Annotated in this window: 16 protein-coding genes; 9 read left to right on the top strand and 7 right to left on the bottom strand. The window is 58.8% G+C overall.

Annotated elements, in window-relative coordinates; all coding sequences use genetic code 11:
- The first annotated feature begins 186 nt into the window (after window positions 1-186).
- The 9 genes from WNZ15_RS03165 (at window position 187) to WNZ15_RS03125 (ending at window position 8047) form a co-directional block, all read left to right on the top strand.
- Window positions 187-1272: a BMP family ABC transporter substrate-binding protein gene (locus tag WNZ15_RS03165; RefSeq protein ID WP_342891478.1), complete on the top strand. Its 1086-nt coding sequence runs from the start codon at window positions 187-189 to the stop codon at window positions 1270-1272.
- A 19-nt stretch (window positions 1273-1291) separates the two neighbouring features.
- On the top strand, window positions 1292-2782 hold the full coding sequence (locus WNZ15_RS03160) for an ABC transporter ATP-binding protein (protein ID WP_342891477.1): 1491 nt from the start codon (window positions 1292-1294) through the stop codon (window positions 2780-2782).
- Window positions 2775-3923 (top strand): ABC transporter permease, encoded by a 1149-nt coding sequence (locus tag WNZ15_RS03155; RefSeq protein WP_342891476.1) that lies wholly within the window; start codon window positions 2775-2777, stop codon window positions 3921-3923. Before WNZ15_RS03160 ends, WNZ15_RS03155 begins: the two co-directional genes overlap by 8 nt.
- On the top strand, window positions 3920-4810 hold the full coding sequence (locus WNZ15_RS03150) for an ABC transporter permease (RefSeq protein WP_342891475.1): 891 nt from the start codon (window positions 3920-3922) through the stop codon (window positions 4808-4810). The genes WNZ15_RS03155 and WNZ15_RS03150 overlap by 4 nt, the downstream gene beginning before the upstream one ends.
- Before the next feature lie 30 nt (window positions 4811-4840).
- Window positions 4841-5824 (top strand): 2-oxoglutarate and iron-dependent oxygenase domain-containing protein, encoded by a 984-nt coding sequence (locus WNZ15_RS03145; RefSeq protein ID WP_342891474.1) that lies wholly within the window; start codon window positions 4841-4843, stop codon window positions 5822-5824.
- Entirely contained in the window at window positions 5775-6224 is a 450-nt protein-coding gene (locus WNZ15_RS03140) for a VOC family protein (protein WP_342891473.1), read from the top strand. Before WNZ15_RS03145 ends, WNZ15_RS03140 begins: the two co-directional genes overlap by 50 nt.
- A gap of 55 nt (window positions 6225-6279) precedes the next feature.
- Entirely contained in the window at window positions 6280-6969 is a 690-nt protein-coding gene (locus WNZ15_RS03135; RefSeq protein WP_342891472.1) for an isochorismatase family cysteine hydrolase, read from the top strand.
- Window positions 6970-7239: 270 nt separating this feature from the next.
- On the top strand, window positions 7240-7437 hold the full coding sequence (locus WNZ15_RS03130; RefSeq protein WP_342891471.1) for a hypothetical protein: 198 nt from the start codon (window positions 7240-7242) through the stop codon (window positions 7435-7437).
- A 286-nt stretch (window positions 7438-7723) separates the two neighbouring features.
- Complete coding sequence (locus WNZ15_RS03125) at window positions 7724-8047, top strand: DUF3883 domain-containing protein (protein WP_342891470.1); 324 nt, start codon at window positions 7724-7726, stop codon at window positions 8045-8047.
- 12 nt (window positions 8048-8059) lie between these two features.
- On the opposite strand, the gene WNZ15_RS03120 is transcribed toward WNZ15_RS03125, so the two are convergent.
- The 7 genes from WNZ15_RS03120 to WNZ15_RS03090 form a co-directional block, all read right to left on the bottom strand.
- On the bottom strand, window positions 8060-8647 hold the full coding sequence (locus WNZ15_RS03120) for a PIN domain-containing protein (RefSeq protein ID WP_342891469.1): 588 nt from the start codon (window positions 8645-8647) through the stop codon (window positions 8060-8062).
- The gene (locus WNZ15_RS03115; protein ID WP_342891468.1) at window positions 8637-9101 is read right to left on the bottom strand and encodes a helix-turn-helix domain-containing protein; all 465 of its coding nucleotides are present in this window, start codon (window positions 9099-9101) and stop codon (window positions 8637-8639) included. Before WNZ15_RS03115 ends, WNZ15_RS03120 begins: the two co-directional genes overlap by 11 nt.
- 345 nt (window positions 9102-9446) lie before the next feature.
- Window positions 9447-9977, bottom strand: a complete 531-nt coding sequence (locus WNZ15_RS03110; RefSeq protein ID WP_342891467.1) for a hypothetical protein — start codon at window positions 9975-9977, stop codon at window positions 9447-9449.
- The gene (locus WNZ15_RS03105) at window positions 9970-11628 is read right to left on the bottom strand and encodes an anti-phage dCTP deaminase (RefSeq protein WP_342891466.1); all 1659 of its coding nucleotides are present in this window, start codon (window positions 11626-11628) and stop codon (window positions 9970-9972) included. The genes WNZ15_RS03110 and WNZ15_RS03105 overlap by 8 nt, the downstream gene beginning before the upstream one ends.
- A 193-nt stretch (window positions 11629-11821) precedes the next feature.
- Window positions 11822-15259, bottom strand: a complete 3438-nt coding sequence (locus tag WNZ15_RS03100; protein ID WP_342891465.1) for an error-prone DNA polymerase — start codon at window positions 15257-15259, stop codon at window positions 11822-11824.
- Between the two features lie 337 nt (window positions 15260-15596).
- The gene (locus WNZ15_RS03095; RefSeq protein ID WP_342891464.1) at window positions 15597-17063 is read right to left on the bottom strand and encodes a DNA polymerase Y family protein; all 1467 of its coding nucleotides are present in this window, start codon (window positions 17061-17063) and stop codon (window positions 15597-15599) included.
- Window positions 17017-17625 (bottom strand): hypothetical protein, encoded by a 609-nt coding sequence (locus WNZ15_RS03090; protein WP_342891463.1) that lies wholly within the window; start codon window positions 17623-17625, stop codon window positions 17017-17019. Before WNZ15_RS03090 ends, WNZ15_RS03095 begins: the two co-directional genes overlap by 47 nt.
- Window positions 17626-18155: the final 530 nt, after the last annotated feature.

Below are 18155 nucleotides of genomic sequence, written 5' to 3'. Positions count from 1 at the left end.
GCGGCACAGTTCCAAAATTTGCTTGACGGATTAAATTTTCCACTCTTAGGATCAAGTAATCAAAATTAGCGACAAGCAAAATGCTCTAATAATATCTTTGAGCGTTGATACTTCTATTGTGCGAAAAATATATTTCGCGCAATGAGAAATTCTGCTTGGTCTTTCATAATGTCGATGAGGTCCAGAATGAATTTATACTTGAGATTTGTCTTCCGTCTGGCATTGGCTACGGCCGGTTTGTCTCAGTTCACTACTATCGCTGCAGCGGAATTCGCAGCCAAAGGTGATCCTAAACCGGCAGTCATTCTCTTCGGCGACGTCAATGATGGTGGCTGGTCACAGTCTCTCGACGAGTCACGGAAAATACTGGAACAAGAGCTGGATCTCCGAATTCCGCAAGCAGCCAAAGTCCCGGAATCCGCTATCGCGGTCCGTCCGGCTGCCGAGTTGTTTATTGAGCGCGGCGTGAACATTATTCTGGGCTCCGCTTTCGGTTACTCGGACACGTTCAAGGAACTCTCCGAGCAACACCCAGACATCGTTTTTATCAATCCGGCGGGAACCACCAACGGGCCGAACCTCAAAAGCATTTATGGTCGGACCTATGAGAGCCAATACCTATGTGGAATGGTTGCAGGCGGTTTGACGAAATCTGACAAGATCGGTTTTGTGGCTGCCAATCCGTTCGGTTTGGTCAACTGGACCGTAAACGCCTACCTGCTGGGCGCGCGTCAGGTGAATCCCGATGCCACGCTGTCCGTGGTCTTCACAGGCGCCTGGGCTGATCCGGTAAAGGAACGTGCTGCAGCCGAAGCTCTTGTCGAACAGGGAATTGACGTGATCGGCCAGCATGTGGATACGCCGACGGTTCAGGTGGTTGCAGGTGAAAATGGGATCTACGGTACAGGCCACCACCGGGACCTGTCGGAGTTCAGTGCAGCAACACAATGTTCATCCGTCTGGACTTGGGACCGTTTTCTCAAGCCCGAAATTGAAAAAATCGCAGCCGGTGCGTTCGAGCCTGCGGAGTATGGAGCGTTCTTGTCCATCAAGGACGGGCTGATCGACGTGGCGTGCTGCGGCGAAGCCGTCTCCGAGGAACTCAAGGAAAAGGTCATGGCTGAACGCGATGCAATTATCGCAGGAAAGCATGTCTTTGCCGGTCCGCTGTCAGACCGTGACGGAACAGTCCGCGTCAAGGATGGCGAGGTTCTTTCTGATGGTGATCTGTGGGCAATGGACTGGTTCGTGGATGGGGTCTCCGGCCAATAACGGGCGGAGATAGACGACAATGCCGAACGCGCTGAGATTGTGCTCCGTGTCGAAGAGCTTTGGGACTTTCAAAGCCCTGGATAGTGTGGATTTCTCAGCGCGTTCGGGTGAAGTGCATGCACTTCTTGGAGAAAACGGCGCCGGCAAATCGACGTTGATGAATATTGCCTGCGGTCTCTACGCGCCCGATGGCGGGCACGTCGAGATCGATGGCAAGGCGGTGTCCCTTTCCGATGCCCGTGATGCCGCTTCCAAAGGCATCGGTATGGTGCACCAGCACTTTAAGTTGGTTCCCGCCTTTACAGTCCTGGAGAACATTGCGCTGTTCAATCCCGGCTGTGCCATGAGCGAGATTGCCGGAAAAGCACAAAGGCTTGCCGGGCAAATGGGGTTCAATCTCGATCTCAACCGGCGAACCGGAACGCTGGGCGTGGCGGAACAGCAGAGGCTTGAAATTCTGAAGGTTCTGGTTGCCGGTGCCCGTTTCATCATTCTCGATGAGCCGACAGCCGTCCTCAGTGATCAGGAAGCCAAGGCGCTGATGGCAATTATCAGGAGCCTCGCAAATGATGGCAGCGCCATAATAATGGTGACCCACAAGCTGCATGAAGCACTTGGCCACAGCGACCGGATTACGGTCATGCGCGCAGGACGCAAAATTGCGGAAACCTCGCCACAGGAGATGGATCCCGTCAAGCTGACGGACCTCATTGTAGGTGAGCAGATCGTTGAAACATCATCGCCATCGCCATCCATCGGGCAGACGCGTGTCCGGCTTTCGGAAGTCCGGGTTGCCGGAGCAAACGGGCGCAAGGGGTTGGAAGGGATCAGTTTCCGGGTTCGAGGTGGCGAGATTTACGGCATCGCCGGCGTTGCCGGGAATGGTCAAAACGAGCTGGCTGAAGTCCTGACTGGCCTCGCGGACCAGGTCGGGGGCAGCATCGAATTCGAAGGCCATGGTGATATTGGCGATATGGCGCCCGCTGCAAGACGAGCGCTCGGCCTCGCCTACATACCCGTCGACCGGTACAGGTTTGGCCTGGCAGGGCGGCGAAGCGTGGTGGAAAATTACGCTATTCGTGGCGTGCTTGCGGGAAAATACGGCGGCTGGTTCAGGTTTGACCGGAAAAAAGCTCAAGAAAAAGCGCGGGATGCGGTCAAGGCCTTTGATATCCAAGGCGTCCGCGGAACAGGAATGCGCGCTGGTTTGCTATCGGGTGGCAATGCGCAAAAATTGGTGATTGCCCGGGAATTTGAAGCCGATCCGGATGTCATCCTCGCGCACAGTCCTTCGCGCGGTCTCGACGTGCGGGCAGGAGCGGCTGTGCATGAGCGCCTGCGTGCGGCCCGGAACAATGGAGCGGCGGTGATCCTTATCAGCGAGGATCTTGATGAGGTCTTTCTCTTGTCTGACCGCATAGGTGTTCTTGCCGAAGGCCGTATTGCCGCGGAATTCGACGCTCCAGCCAATCGCACGGACGTTGGCAAGGCGATGATTTCCCATGATTAGTGGCAAAGCAGCAGAATTGACGGCTGTACCTGAAAATATAGATCGGCCGGAAGACGCTTCGGCAAAGCCGAACGGGCGTTTCCGCCTGGTACCATTACTCGAAATACGGCAAAATCTCCACGATACCCATCGCCTGATCTGTTATGTGCTTAGCCTGGCGGTTGCGGCAGCCCTGTCGATTACGCTTTTGGCTTTCTCCGGTGTCCCACCGTCAGACCTGGCCAGTGAAGTCGCGATGACAGCTTTCTCCAGTCCGCGTGCGTTAGGATCGGTTCTGGTCCAGACGGCGCCGTTGGTGATTGCAGGTCTTGCCACGGCAATCGCCTTTCGTTCCAATTTTTGGAATATCGGCCTTGAAGGGCAGATGATCCTGGGAGCAATTTTTGCTTCTTTTGTTGCGATTTATGATGTTGGTCCGGATCAGGGCCGGCTCGTTCTCATGGCCCTGGCGTCCATGGCCGGCGGCATGATCTGGATTTCGGTACCGGCTTTTCTCAAGCGGCGTATGGGAATAAGCGAAGTAATCACAACGCTGCTGCTGAACTATATCGCCTTCAATCTTTTGCTACATTTCCTTTATGGGCCTTGGAAAGACCCGGTCAGCGGTTTTCCGCACACGGAGCAATTTGAAGCGTTTGAACGTCTGCCGATGCTTGGTTGGATGAACGTGACCTGGACCCTGCCGCTCGCTGCGGTTCTTGCCCTGGTTCTATATTGGGCTCTGAATTTCAGCCGGATCGGATATCTGCTCGATTTGAACAGTTCCAACGCGCAAATGGCCAAAGCCGTCGGGGTGCCGGTTGCCGGTCTGACGCTTGCCGCCATCCTGGCTTCCGGTGCCATCGGCGGATTTGCAGGATTTGCATTAACGGCGGGCGTGGAATTCCGCATGACCCAGGATTTCTTTTCAGGCTATCTGTTTTCCGGCGTTCTCATTGCGTTTCTCGGTCGCAATCATCCACTCGGGGTGGTGCTGGTCGCTTTCTTTATGGCGATCCTGCTTCTTGTCGGCCAAAGCCTCCAGGTTTTCTTTCAGGTCCCGCCGGCGCTTGTTCAGCTGGTGCAAGCGATCTTTATCATCTGCGTCGCGGCATCGGAGTTCTTCCTCACGTATCGCATGCATTGGCGGAAGACAGCATGACAGAGTTTCTGGTCAACTGGCTGACAAATGTTCCCGGATTTGCCGCGCCATTTGCGCTGGCGGCATTCGGGCTCATCCTGAGTGAAAGGGCTGGCGTATTAAATCTCGGCGCCGAAGGGTTCATGCTTGCAGGTGCCCTGGCGGGGATCGGCCTCACGATAAATGGCATGCCGCCGCTGGTGGCTCTTGGAGGGTCGGTGTTGGCCGGGGCCGCGATGGGTCTGGTGTTTGCCGGCTTAACAGCCAGCCTTCGCATCAATCATGTAATCGCGGGTTTGGCGCTCGTCTTTTTCAGCGACGCGCTGACGCGCTACATCGGGTCCTATGCCGGTTGGACGAACCAGGCCATCAAGGGTCTGGAGCCTGTGCTGATGGGGCAGGATATAATCGTTTGGCTGACACCTCTGCTTTGCCTGGGGTGTGTGGTTCTGCTGAACCATACCCGTTTCGGGCTGTCCTTGCGGGCCGTTGGCGAAAATCCTGCCGCTGCAGATGCAGCCGGCATTGATGTCACCACAATGCGCATCCTGGCCATCCTGATAGGCGCTGCGATGATAGGACTTGCCGGAGGCTACCTGACCGTTGCGGTGTCGAAGATCTGGACGAATTCTGTTGTTGGCGGCCGGGGCTGGATCGCGATAGCGCTTGTGATTTTCGCACGCTGGCATCCCTGGCGCGCGCTGTTCGGCGCGCTCCTGTTTGGCTGCATCGAAGCGTTGATCCCCCGGATTGCCGCGACTGGTGTGGATGTCCCGCGCTACTTCCTGCACATGACCCCGTATCTGGCAACACTGGCCGTCATGATCTGGGCGGCCACACGCGGGACCGGAAACGACGCCCAGCCAGCCGCTCTGGGCCTCCACCACATAAGAGAAGACAGAAATTGAACATCTAACCTTCAAGATGGAGATCAAGTTATGATTGTCTACGAACCCCCTCATGCGGCGACCGAAATCCCGCTCATCGATCTGACCGACAGCTATTCCGGCGATCTGGAAAAGCGGAAGAAGGTCGCCTGGGAGATTCACAAGGCATGCGTTGATACTGGCTTCTTCTATGTCAAGAACCACAGCATCTCCCAAGAGGACATGAACAAGCAGCTGGCTCTTGCGGCGAAGTTCTTCGATCTTCCAGTTGAGGAAAAAATCAAGCTGGATTCCAAGAACGAGGATTCCACACGCGGCTACGAACCCATGGCGGCGCAAACCCTGGATGAAGGATCTCCGCCTGACCTCAAGGAGGGGTTCATGGCCAGTGTCGATGCCGATGAAAACCATCGCTATACCGAGCTGAAGGTCCCCGGAACAGGCCGCAATCAATGGCCGGAGAGCTTTCCCGAGTTTCAGGTTGAATATGAGGCCTACACTGCAAAGGTACTCGAGCTCGGGCGCCATCTGGCGCGTCTTGTTGCTTTGTCTCTGGATTTGCCGGAGGACTATTTTGAGAAGTCTCTCGTAGAGCCGCTCCATTATTGCCGTATCCTGAAATATCCTCCCATGCCCGCGGATGCAGCTCCGAACCAGCTCGGGGCGGGAGCTCATTCTGATTGGGGCCTTTTGACCTTGTTGCTCCAGGATGATGTCGGTGGCCTGGAGGTCCGCAATGCGGATGGCCAGTGGATTTCCGCACCACCGATCGAGGGCAGCTACATTATCAATCTTGGTGAGATGCTGCCGGTCATCACCAATGACCTCTACAAGGCAACCATGCATCGGGTGCTGAACAATAACAGCGACAAGGTGCGTTATTCCTGCCCGACGTTCTGCGACCCGGAGTATTTCTACAAAGTGGAGTGTGCTCCCACCATTCTTGAAAAGGATGGCAGCGCCAAATACCCGGCGATGACTGCTGGTGAACACCTGCGGGCTCAATTTGAAAAAACGTTCGGCACTGCGGCGTGAAGGCGATCTGATGAACCTGTTGATGCAAGTTAGCCTGTTTTCCGAGGACTTTATCGGTCTGTCGGAATTCTACCGGGATCTGTTCGAGCTCCCGGAGGTGGAGGCCCTTCGTTCCGATGTCTTCCGGGGGTATCTGTCCGGCGACGTCATGATCGGATTCAGCGCGCTGGCGGCGTATGACATGCTCGGCCTTGAGGAGCGGAAGAAGGGGGAGGGCGATCAAACCGCCTTCACGTTCAAATTCGACACCAGGGAACAGCTCGACACGTGTGTTGAAACGGCTGTTGCGCGGGGCGCTGATCTCGTCAAAGAACAGTTCATGACTTACTACAACTGGTACATGGCTGTTTTGAGAGATCCGGACGGAAATGCCATCCGTCTGGCATGTCCTACCCCATGAAAAAGCGAAGGTGGAGCAATGCGTCTCCACCTTGAAGCCAAAAGGACATGAACCCGTGAAAGCCATTGTCTACGGCACGGAAAGGGAAATCCCGGACGCGCCCTTCAAGGAATGGATCAAACGGCCGGAGACGGCCGTCATTTCCATCGATATGCATCAGGGTCACCTGTCTGAAGATCCAATGTGCCCCTGCCCGGCACCGCGAGGGCGGGCGATCATTGAGCCTGTGAATGAATTTCACAGACACGCCCGCGCCTTGGGGGTACCGGTGATCCACGTTCGCTCGATTTTGCGCAAAACCGGCGAGGATGACCTGATGGGGCAGCATCCGGCTGCCTGGCGATCTTTGGTCGCCCTGTATGCCGATCCTATCCCGGGTATCAACGAACACGCAATTCAGGGATCCAAGTGGACCGAGTTTGCAACGGAAGTTTTGGACACCGACTTGATCGTGGAGACCAAACGGCGGTTGTCGCCCTTCTACCCGTCCGACCTGGATTTCTTGCTCCGGTCCATGGGGATCAAACGGGTTGTCCTGAATGGCGGAATGACGGATTGCTGTGTCTTGAACGCCACGTTTGACGCCTCCAATCTGGGATACCGGGTCTGTGTGGCGGCAGACTTGGTGCGTGGATCCAATCCGGAAATGGAAGACGCCGCCCTGAAAATGGTGTCGCTCCATACGGGCTTGGTAATGGCTTCAAAAGAGATTGTCGCAAGGTGGGAAGAAGACGTATTGCCTTGACCACTCTTGTTCCCGGTCGGCATCTATGGCGCTCGTTTTTGCCGCCTTGCGTCGATGGGAAGGGCCCATGCCCCACCTGATCGTGGGAGCCGTACGATTGTCGTGTGGCGTCTTCGTGGGCATAGGGTTGGCACGTCAGACGTCCCGGCAACGCCGTCTTCCGTATCGCCAGCCCTGGAAACGAATGGATCCCCGGACGCGCGTTGCTGCGCCGGGGATGACCGTCTGGGCAGCGAAGGTCTTTCGGCGTGCCGGAAGCGCTTTTCCCGCATGACACAACCGGACCGCCGATCTACCCTGGCGTGCATGAGCGCAGCCGACTGGTCAGATACGGAAAATGACGCCGTCGTCGCGGCCTATTTTGACATGCTCGGCAATGAGCTGTCCGGTCGTTCCTACAACAAGGCCGCCCGTAACCGTTTGCTGCAGGAACAGACCGGCCGCAGCCGTGGCTCAATTTCCAGATGACACTTGCGGAAGCCGTTTCCCGCTGGCTGGCACGGCATCCGGAATGGGAAACGGCGCTCGCCAGCACGCATGAGAGCACCGGGAAAGCCCACAGGCGGCCGGACTGGCGGAGCCGCAGGCCCTGTTCGTCGGCGTTGCGCCGACACTCCAAAACGCACCGCCCCCAGAAGAAACGGAAAAACTGCAGGCCGTCGCCCGGCGATTCGACGTCGCGGGTCGCGACGAGCGCAACCGGACGCTGGGCCTTGCGGGCGAGGAACTGGTTTATCACCGCGAACGCGGGCAGTTGCTGCGTCATGGCCGCGACGATCTTGCCGGGGAGGTCGTCTGGGTGTCCAAGGAAGAGGGCGACGGCGCAGGCTACGACATCAAGAGTTTCACGCCGGAGGGCCGGGAGCGCCTGATCGAGGTCAAGACCACCAACGGCTGGGAACGCACGCCGTTTCACATCTCGCGCAACGAACTGGAAGTGGCCGAGGCCCGCCGCGACGACTGGGTCCTCTTCCGCCTCTACGAATTCGCCCGCACCCCCAAAGCCTTCGAACTGCGCCCACCGCTGGAGGCACATGTAGCGCTGACGGCGACGAGTTTTCAGGCGAGTTTCGGGTGAGGGGCTCGTCTGTCAGAGGTCTTCGAAGAAGGGTTTCAGGGCCGTTGCGAACTTCGGCATGCCCTTGCGCGTCAGATCGGTCAGGAATTCGGTTTTGGTAAAAGGCGGATTGTCCAGACGCTTGCGGACAGATCGCATGGCGCTGACGGTGAGAGGGCGATTGAGTTCGAATTGCCCGACCAGGAATGTGTCCGGGTCGATGGCTTCCAGTTCGTGTTTTTCCAGCACATCCTCAGGGAAGTCCTTCAGATTATTGGTGACGATCTGCTGTGCCTCTCCTGCGAGGGCTGCGGCAACCACGTGACGGTCGGCTTGATCCGGAAGGCCTTCAATGGCAGCGATCAACGGTCGGTGACGATGAACCCAGCAGGGTTCGAAGGCGTCCTTCATGATGGCCACGGTGCGATCTATCTTGTCTCGTGTCGTGGCGTGATTGGCGAGAACGCTCCGCGACCATTCGTCCATGATCTCATCCGTCCAGACGGCCCTGAACAGGCCGTGATGGACCATGGTCAAAAGGATGTCGCGCATCCGGTTGGGGTAGAGCACATTGGCATCCAGAACGACGCAAAACCCGTCCGCGACGAAATCAGCCGGCATCGATTTCCTGGCCGAGCGCGGCCAGTTCAGCCAGGGCTTTCTCCTGTTGTGTGTCTCTTTTGGCCTTGTAATCCATCAGGTCATCGAATTTGATCCGCCGGTGCGACCCGACTTTGAAGCACCTGATGTCACCGCGTTTCAGCAGCTTTGTCAGGAAAGGGCGCGACACGTTCAGCATGCTCGCGGCCTGGGCCGTGGTCAGATCCGCTCCGGTCGGCACCAGCGTGACCATGTTGCCGCTGGCAACTTCCGACAGGAGGTTGATCATCAGCTCGCTGATGGCCGGAGCAATGCGCAGTTCATTGCCTGCCGTGCCCGCGACGACAAGCGCGCCCTTGGCGTCCAGCGAATTGGCCAGGGCCGCCGCCGCATGCGCCGCGCTTTCGATCTCATCCGGCGTTGGCAATCGGTGGTCCAGAGCGTCGGACCTCGTTTCCTCGAGTGTTGCAGCCATGGCAGCGTTTCCCTTCCGTCTCCAGACAAGATAGGATTTCTGGCGATGGATCTCAAATGAAATAAGAGAAATAAGTGTAAAGAGAGAATGTACGCCGCGACGACTGATATCTCTTCCGCCTCTATGAATTCGCCCGCACCCCCAAGGCCATCGAACTGCGCCCGCCGCGGGAGGCACATGTGACGCTGACAGCGACGAGTTTTGGGTGAGGCAGTCGAGGTCAAGACTTCCTACCTCAATATTCATCTAGTGGAATGAGCCCATTCTAAGGAATGTGAAATGAAATATAATGTCAAGGTGTAGATAACTGTTAATAGTGAAATCTAAAATTCGTAATTATCGGTCTCAATTCTGGGGACCAAATGAGCCGATACGCCAAAAATCATCAAAGCGCGGCAAAGAGCGTAGGGTTTGTGAGTATTTAATTTCATCTTCTCTTGATGCGACCAAAAGAAGCGACATTTTTCCAAATGGATCAAGCTGCGTTTTGGCCTCATTTAGCCCGTTCAAAAAATTAGACCTGAGATTCCATAATTCTTTAGAGTCTGCTGCTATTTTCCTGCTGAAAGGAAGATGAATATAATTAATTTGTAAGCATTGAAAGTACTCGAGTGCAAATTGAGTAGATTTATAGAATCCAAAGAAATCAGGATAACGTCTCATGTCCATAATCGTATCAGGTTTACTGACATGTAATAAATTTTTGAAACCAAATTGATCAATTTCGTTCATTGCAACGAAGCTTAAACAAACGCGCTCATCATCCTGAAAAAGAGAGAGCTGTTTTGCATTCTTGAATTCATAAGGTTCGTTTGAATTGCGCTCTAAAAGCTCTGTTGAGGAATCATGAACAAGTCGGAGATTGATTCTATCCATCTGTACCTCCCAAGCCTAGCTCCAGTTCCAACTCAACATATGATATTTTAAGGCTATCGAGCGGACCGCTCCAGTCCGGGGACGCTTCGATCCTTTCACCCGTCACCTTATTCTTATAGTCGCGATCCTTCAAGAAAACTCGCCGATACATCCTGGGAGAAACTCCCACAAAAGGCTTAAAAAGAACTTTTGGCGCTTCCTTGAAATGACCCTCTTTTCCCTCCTCTGTGAGGTAAGGTTGTTTTGAGGGCGCAACCCATCCATCAGATTCAGTGGTTATTGCGTCCGAATGGAGGTCTGTTGCCTTACTCTTCGGATACGGCTCAATAAATTGCACCTCATCAATACCGGCTGCGACTATATGTCTTGCGCAGTAATGGCAGGGATACGTTGTTACATATAGTCTACATCCTTTCGTTGATACGCCAGACAAAGAGGCGGAAAGGATCGCATCCATCTCGGCATGTACGGCTCTACTAAATTCGAGGAGGCTACCTACGCGAGTTTTCCGAATTTTCTTTAAAATTTCGTATTTTTTTTCCGTTTGCGTCAAATTTGGGAAAGTATCAATTAGTTCTTCGATAATTTCATTTTGTTCTCTGTTGCTACTGCAATAAACTGTCTCCCTAAAGGCGCATCGATGATCTGCAGTTTCATCAACATCAAAGCCCTCTCCGTAGACGCCGCCTCCTGCTTTTGGAGCTTCGTTTGTTCCTGTCGCAACAATATTCCCAGAACCATCTACAAGTGCCGCTCCAACCTGCCTCGATAGGCAAGCGCTTCTCATTTGTGCTGAGCGTGCTTGATGCATTGCCGTCTCCGAAATAGTCGGGCGAACTATTTTATTATGACCTATTAGTGAAACAAAGCGCTTCAAACTGTCGTTCATACCGGTGACTGATAAGGTTTCATCGCCTTTCTCAGTGTTGTCGACGAAAAAATCACTTTCCTGAAAAGTATCTGAAACATGCTGTCCAAATTTCTGAGGAGAGTTTTCGTCTCTCTCTAAGAAATTTTTAACTTCCCTTTTTGTTTTTTCGTGGCCATGTACGGACCTGTCAAATAAATTCTCTCGAATTCGACGTTCCCTCACGGCTGGATCACAAACTACACCTACCAAAGCAAATGCATCTTGATACACACTCCGGAGTAATTGAACTTCTGCCGGATGTCGTAAGGAATCTATAACATAGACGCGTTTTCTCCCATCTGGCTCCACTTTAGAAGATTCGCTAAATGGTTTTCCCTGTAATTCGGCCCTTAATTTAGCAATTTTTCTAAGTACAAGTCGGGCTACAGCTGAGTGATCTTCCTGACCGCCAGGATAGTTGCCCTGTCTCAGATCATCTCCTCTATCTTGCATCTTTGTTATGGTTCCGATGCTCTTTCTAAGGTCTTCTGCTGGGACTTCCAATCCATGCTTGATTGCAGTTTCACGAATTAGAGTACTGGCTTTGACAGTTTTTGCCTCATATTCGCTATCCTCAAAAAAGGCTTCTAATAGTTTTGCGGCAGTGCCCGCACCAGCTCCCGCAGGACCAACAATTGCGATGAATAGTTCATTGCTATGATATGATTTCAAAATTTCTTGACCGGTACCTATAGATGTGGTCGAAGAAATCTTGTTTATCTCCAGAATTGGGGAAGTCATCTTCTTAATTTGATCCCTACATCGGGTTTTTCGAGAAACCGTACGAAGCTTAATTTTTGATAGGTGGTAAATTCCTACCTAGACATATTTTATAAAAAACAATTTTTAATTGTCATACTAAAATACACCATCTTCAATCTGATTTTGGTGTTCGCTCCTTTGCTGGTGTTGTTGAGGTGATAATTTCCCCCCCTCAATGAAAATCCCTGCTCGGAAACAGCCGCTTCGCCTGATCCCGCGGATGCATCGCCCTTGGCCTCGGGGGTGGTTTCATGTGAGCGGGGACGTCGTCGGTCTTGGGCGTTGTCTGTCCCAGCACGTCGCCGTTCGGGTGGCCGAGCAGGGAGAGGTCGGTGGAGCGGTCCTCGATATGGTCGGCGATCAGATGGACGACCTGGCCCTCGCGCTCCAGACGGCCGGAGACCTTGACGAGGCGGCCGCCGAGGACGGTGGGGCGGAAGCGTTCGTAGATCTTTGGCCAGACGACCACGTTGCTGACCCCGGTCTCGTCCTCCAGCGTCAGGAAGATCACGCCTGACGCGGTGCCCGGGCGCTGACGGGTGATCACAAGGCCGCAGACGGAGACCCGGCGGGCCTCGCGCGGGGAGAGAGCTGCGAGACGGTCGTGCGGGGTCAGCTGCGGGATATGCGGGCGCAGCAGTTCCATCGGGTGGGCGCGCAGGGTCAGGCGGGTGGCAAGATAATCCTCGACCACCTCCTGGCCCAGATGCATGGCCGGCAGATGAACCTCCGGCTCGAAGATCGCCTCGCCGTCGATCGGGTCGTTGAACAGCGGCAGCGGTTTCGCCGAGCGGATGGTCTTGACCTGCCACAGCGCCGCGCGCCGGCTCAGTCCCATGCCGGCGAAGGCGTCGGCCTCGGCGAGGCGCTCCAGGGTGGCCGGCGCGATGCCTGTGCGCAGCCAGAGAGTTTGGGTGTCCGGATAGCCGTTGCCGCGCGCGGCCACGATCCAGGCGGCGTCTTCCTCGCGCAGGCCCTTGATCTGGCGAAAGCCGAGCCTGAGTGCCAGCGCGCCGTCGCCGCGCCGCTCCAGCGTGCAGTCCCACAAGCTGGTGTTGACGCAGACGGGCCGGACCTCGATCTGGTGGTCGCGGGCATCGCGCACGATCTGCGCCGGGGCGTAGAACCCCATCGGCTGGGCGTTCAGCAGCGCGCAGGCGAACTCCGCCGGGAAGTGGCATTTCAGATAGGCCGAGACATAGGCGAGCATGGCGAAGGCCGCCGCGTGGCTTTCGGGGAAGCCGTATTCGCCGAAGCCCTCGATCTGGCCGAAGCAGTTCTGCGCGAACTCAAGCTCGTAGCCGCGCGCCAGCATGCCGGAGATGAATTTTTCCCGGAGCTGGCCGATCGTGCCCATGCGCCGGAAGGTGGCCATGGAGCGGCGCAGCTTGTCGGCTTCCGACGGGGTGAAGCCGGCGGCGACGACGGCGATCTGCATCGCCTGTTCCTGGAACAGCGGCACGCCGAGGGTCTTGCCGAGCACCTCCTCCAGTTCTTTCGAGGGAAAGACGATCTTCTCCTTGCCCTGGCGGCGGTTGATGTAGGGATGCACCATGCCGCCCTGGATCGGGCCGGGGCGCACGATCGCCACCTCGATGACGAGATCGTAGAACTGGCGCGGACGCATGCGCGGCAGGAAGTTCATCTGCGCCCGGCTTTCCACCTGGAAGACGCCGATGGCATCGGCCACGCACAGCATGTCATAGGTGGGCGTGTCGGCCTGGGGCACGCTCGCCAGCGTCACCTCCCGGCCGTGATGGTCCCTCAGGAGGTCGAAGCACTTGCGGATGCAGGTCAGCATGCCGAGGCTGAGCAGATCGACCTTGAGGATGCCGAGCGCGTCGATGTCGTCCTTGTCCCATTCGATCACGGTGCGGTTTTCCATAGCCGCGTTCTCGATCGGGCACAGCGCGTCGAGGCGGCCTTGCGTGATCACGAAGCCGCCGACATGCTGGCTGAGATGCCTCGGGAAGCCGATGATCTCGCGGATCAGCTCGATGGTCTGGATGACGCGCGGATTGGCAAGGTCAAGGCCGAGTTCCTTCAGCCGCGTGTCCTCCGGCCCGCTGTTCGAGCTGCCCCAGATCTGGCCGGCCAGGGCGGCGGTGACATCCGCGTTCAGCCCCATCACCTTGCCGACCTCGCGGATCGCCGCGCGGGACCGGAAATGGATCACCGTGGCGCACAGGCCGGCGCGGTCGCGGCCATATTTTTCATAGACATACTGGATCACCTCCTCGCGCCGCTCATGCTCGAAATCCACATCGATGTCCGGCGGCTCGCCCCGGTGCTCGGAGATGAAGCGCTCCGACACCATGGTGATGGTCTCCGGGCCCACGTCCGTGATGGCGAGGGCGTAGCAGATGATCGAATTGGCCGCGGATCCCCGGCCCTGGCACAGGATCTGCCGGTCACGGGCAAAGCGGATGATGTCGTGGACGGTGAGGAAATAGGCGGCGAATTTCAGCTTCTTGATCAGCGTCAGTTCCTTGTCCGCCAGCTTCAGCGCGTGCTCCGGCACACCGGCCGGGTAGCGGCGCTCCAGGCCTTCGCGGGTCAGCCGCTCCAGCCGTTCCTGGGGGCTTTCGCCGCCCAGGGTCTCGTCGGGATATTCATAGGACAGCTCGGAAAGATCGAAGCTGCAGCGGGTGGCGATCTCCAGGGTCCGCCGCAGCGCGGCCGGATGGTTGCGGTAAAGCCTTGCCATGTCGCCGGGCGCCTTCAGCCGCCGCTCGCCGTTGGGCAGGGCACGGGTGCCGATTTGATCGATGGTGCAGCCTTCGCGCAGGCACGTCAGCACGTCGGCCAGCCTGCGCCGGCCGGCATGGTGCATCATCACGTCGCCGACGGCGACCATCGGCGCGGCCAGCGCATGGGCGGCGGCCGCGCAGGCGCGGAACCAGGTCTGGTCGGTGCCGTCATAGCGCGGCGCGGCGCCCAGAAACACATGCCCCGGCGCCTCCTGGCGCAGCGCGTGGATGTGGTCTTTAGCCGTCTCACAAAGCCCCTTTGCAGGATCGGACACCTGTGGCAGGGCGATCAGGATCAGGCCCTTGCAGGCCGTCCGCAGATCGGCGGTCTCCAGATGGCAATCGCCCTTGTCCGCGCGCCGCTTGCCGAGCGTCAGCAACTGGCTGAGCCGCTCATAGGCCGCCCGGTCGGTGGGCAGCGCCACCCAGTCGACCGGGCTGTCCTGAAGCACGAGCCGGGCGCCGACAATGAGCCGGGGAAGCCGGGGCGGTTTCACCGACCCGGGTGCCAGCCCAGATGCCGGCCCGGGTGCCGGTGCAGGCAGGGCCAGGGCAAGCGGCGGCGCGGCGGTGGTGACCTGGCGGGAAGACGGGTCGGTCTGCGCATGCGAGCGCACCGGCACGCCTTCCTCCGCCGCCGCGCGCCTGATTTCCTTCAGCGCCGAATAGGCCCGCACCACTCCGGCCAGCGAATTGCGGTCGGTGATCGCGACCGCCTCCAGCCCGAGCGCGGCCGCCCGGGTCACCAGTTCCTCCGGATGGGACGCGCCGCGCAAAAACGAGAAATTCGAGGTCACGGCGAGTTCCGCATAGCGCACCGGTTCGGCGCGGAATGTGCCGGGGAGGGGTTCAACGCTCATCGGTGTGGCTCCTGCAGCACGTGGTCCAACCGACAGGTGTGCCCAACCCGTGGCGCCGCCCCGGCCCTGAGCCGGGGCCTGCCCGAAATCGGGGCTTGACGAGGTCCCGGCTCAAGGCCGGGACGGCGGGGTGGCTGTGGCGTGGCGCGGCGGCTCCGTTCTCCTCCGCTGTCATCCCGGCCAAGCGCCAGCGCAGAGCCGGGACCCACTCGCCCGCCCGCTTGCCGAAGCTGGAGTGAAGGACCCTGATCGCGCCGCTCTGCAAATGAGTGGGCCCCGGATCTCCGCTCCGCTGCGTCCGGGGTGACACGAGGAGGGTCAAAGCGTGCGGGTCCCATCAGCCGAACTCCCCTTGCACGAACCAGCCCGGGGCCTGGGGCGTATGGAACAGCCACAGGCGCAGGCCTTCGCCGGTGGCGATGCGCCAGTAGTCGCGCAGGCCCTTGTCCCAGGTATCGTCCGGGTCCCACCAGGCGGGAGTGATCCGCTCCGGCCCCTCCGCCTCCAGCACGCTCAGGGCGCGGCCGCGCCAGCGGAAGCGCCGGGGCGGCTCGAAACCGGCACCGGAAATGGGTTCGGGGGCAAACAGGCGGATCGGCCGCGGGCGATGGTGGGGCCAGCCTGGTGCCGGCCGGCTGTGGGCGGCGGGCACCAGCTTGAAGCTGCGTTCGGGAATGTGGCTGTCGACCGGCTGGAAGCGCAGGATGTTGTCGAGCCCCACCCGGTTGCCGAGCTGGGTGATCAGGTCGTCGAGACCGTCCTTCTCCAGCCCCTCGGAGCGGTCCAGCTGGCGCATGCCGAGCGGCTCGACCGCGATTGCCTCCAGCCGGATCATGTCGATGCCGTAGCCCGCGTCGACCGTGCTCACCCCGCGCTCGAACAGGGCCAGCAGCCGCGCGCCGTCGCGCATCGGCCGGGCGAGCTTGAGTTCGACCGACCGGTTTTCCTGGTCGACCCGGCGGAAGGTCAGCTTCAGGGCGCGCGCGCCCTTCTGCGCCGCGTCCAGCCGACGGCACAGGTGGTCGGTGAGGCGGCGGGCGGCGGCCATGACGTCGTCGACAAGGCCGATCGGGTCGGGCAGGGTGATGCGCACCGCGAAGATCCGGTCTTCGCTCAGGGGGGAGATCTGCTCGGGCAGGGTCCCCAGCGCCTGGTCGAGGCGGGTGAGCACCTCCCGGTCATAGCGCCGGGCGACGGTGGCGCGCGGCAGGTTGTAGAGATCAGACACGGTGGCGATGCCGAGCCGTTCCAGGCTGGTGCAGGTCTGGTCGGCAAGGCGCAGGGCGGACAGCGGCAGCGGGCCGATTCGCGACAGTCTTTCGCCGGGCGCGGCGATGCCTTCGGAAAACCGGGCGAGCGCCCAGGCGGTGCCGGGCGTGTCGGCCAGACCCAGCCGGGCGGTCAGGCCGGCGCGGGCGAGTCGGGCGCGGATGTCGTCGAGCAGCGGTTCCTCGCCGCCCATCAGATGGGCCGAGCCGGTGATGTCGAGAAACAGTCCGTTGCGGCCGTCGAGACCGATCCAGGGGCAGTAGCGGGTCGCCCAGCGGGCGAGCACTGCCAGGAAGCGCTGATCGGTGGCGGGATCGGCCGGCCGGGTCAGCAGGCCGGGGCAGAAGCTGCGCGCATGAACCAGCGTCATGCCGCGGGAAAGGCCGAAGCCTTCCGCGCGCGGGCAAAGGTCGTAAAGGCGTTCGGAGTTGCGGTCGAACAGGCTCAGCGCGAAGGGCGCGTCGACGGGGCGGGCGCGCAGGGACCGCTCAGCCGCCAGCCTCGGAAACCACAATGATACGATGCGACGCTGCATCCCAACGGACAACCCATTCCGATAATGTTCCTATTTTGTTCTTTATAAGCGACCAGCGCCAGTGAGTCGAGTCATGGCGGTTTTGACGAGGGACGGCGGACAGCGGGCCTGAGGGCGCCGGAACCCCCGTGCAGCGCCAGCGGGTTTCGGCGGCATTGCTGCCCGCGCCCTCCGCGATCAGCAGGAGCGCGGTGGTGCCGCCGGCTTCCGCGGCCAGTTGCAGCCGCCGTCCTTCCGTCAGGCCGATGGCGCCGGAAACCTCGGCCACGACCAGCCCGGCGGCGCCGGACCTCAGCGCCGTCTCCGCGCTCGCCAGAACGTTGAGCGGGCTGTCGGCGCGGGTGACGAGCAGCCTGCCGGGGTCGCAATAGGGGACGAGGCCTTCCGGGTTGACGGTCGGCCGCCGGCGTTCGGCAATCCACACCACGGCTCCCGGCGCAGCCTTGTCCCTATTCGGGGCCGCGCCCGCCGCAATGGCGGCAAAGGCCAGCGCGCCGTCGCCGCAGATCTCGTGGGCACGGGCGGTTTTGGGCGGATAGACGGAGGTGAAGGACAGGGACATGCGGCGCCGGGTCGGGAAAACACCGCCCGAGCTTAGCCGAAGCCCGGCGATTCAGGAACCGGGCATATTTCACACTGCAGGCACGGAGCCGAAGCAAATCAGGCCCCTGGAATATCAGGCGGGCCGGTTGCTGCCGGATCCGTCACCCCGGATCCGTCACCATAGGTTCATGTGAACGACGCTCAAGGTTCATGTGAGCCGCCTAATATTCTCCAGAACAGATCCCGAAACCGCACTGACGCGCGTGTCGCGGCGCGCGCGGACATGGACGTGTGCAACCGTTGCATGCCGCCGCTCTGTCGAAAATGCGGTCTCATTTTTGACTGAGAACGGGGTTTTGACGATTTTATCCCGTTTCCCCTTGCGGACGCGGTCTGGGCGTCTTTTAATGTTCATATGAGCGTCATAGAACGTTCATATGAAAACAATACGAAACGCAGGCGTTACCGTTCCTGGTGCCGATGAAGCCATTTCGGCGCCGTGAAAAAACAAACTGCTGACCGGGGCGAACCAGCCCTCGACATGGGAGC

It is taken from the genome of Roseibium sp. AS2, assembly GCF_038900065.1.
Taxonomy (GTDB): Bacteria; Pseudomonadota; Alphaproteobacteria; order Rhizobiales; family Stappiaceae; genus Roseibium.
Note: the sequence above shows the minus strand (reverse complement) of the source record. Positions and strands in the feature narration are given on the sequence as shown.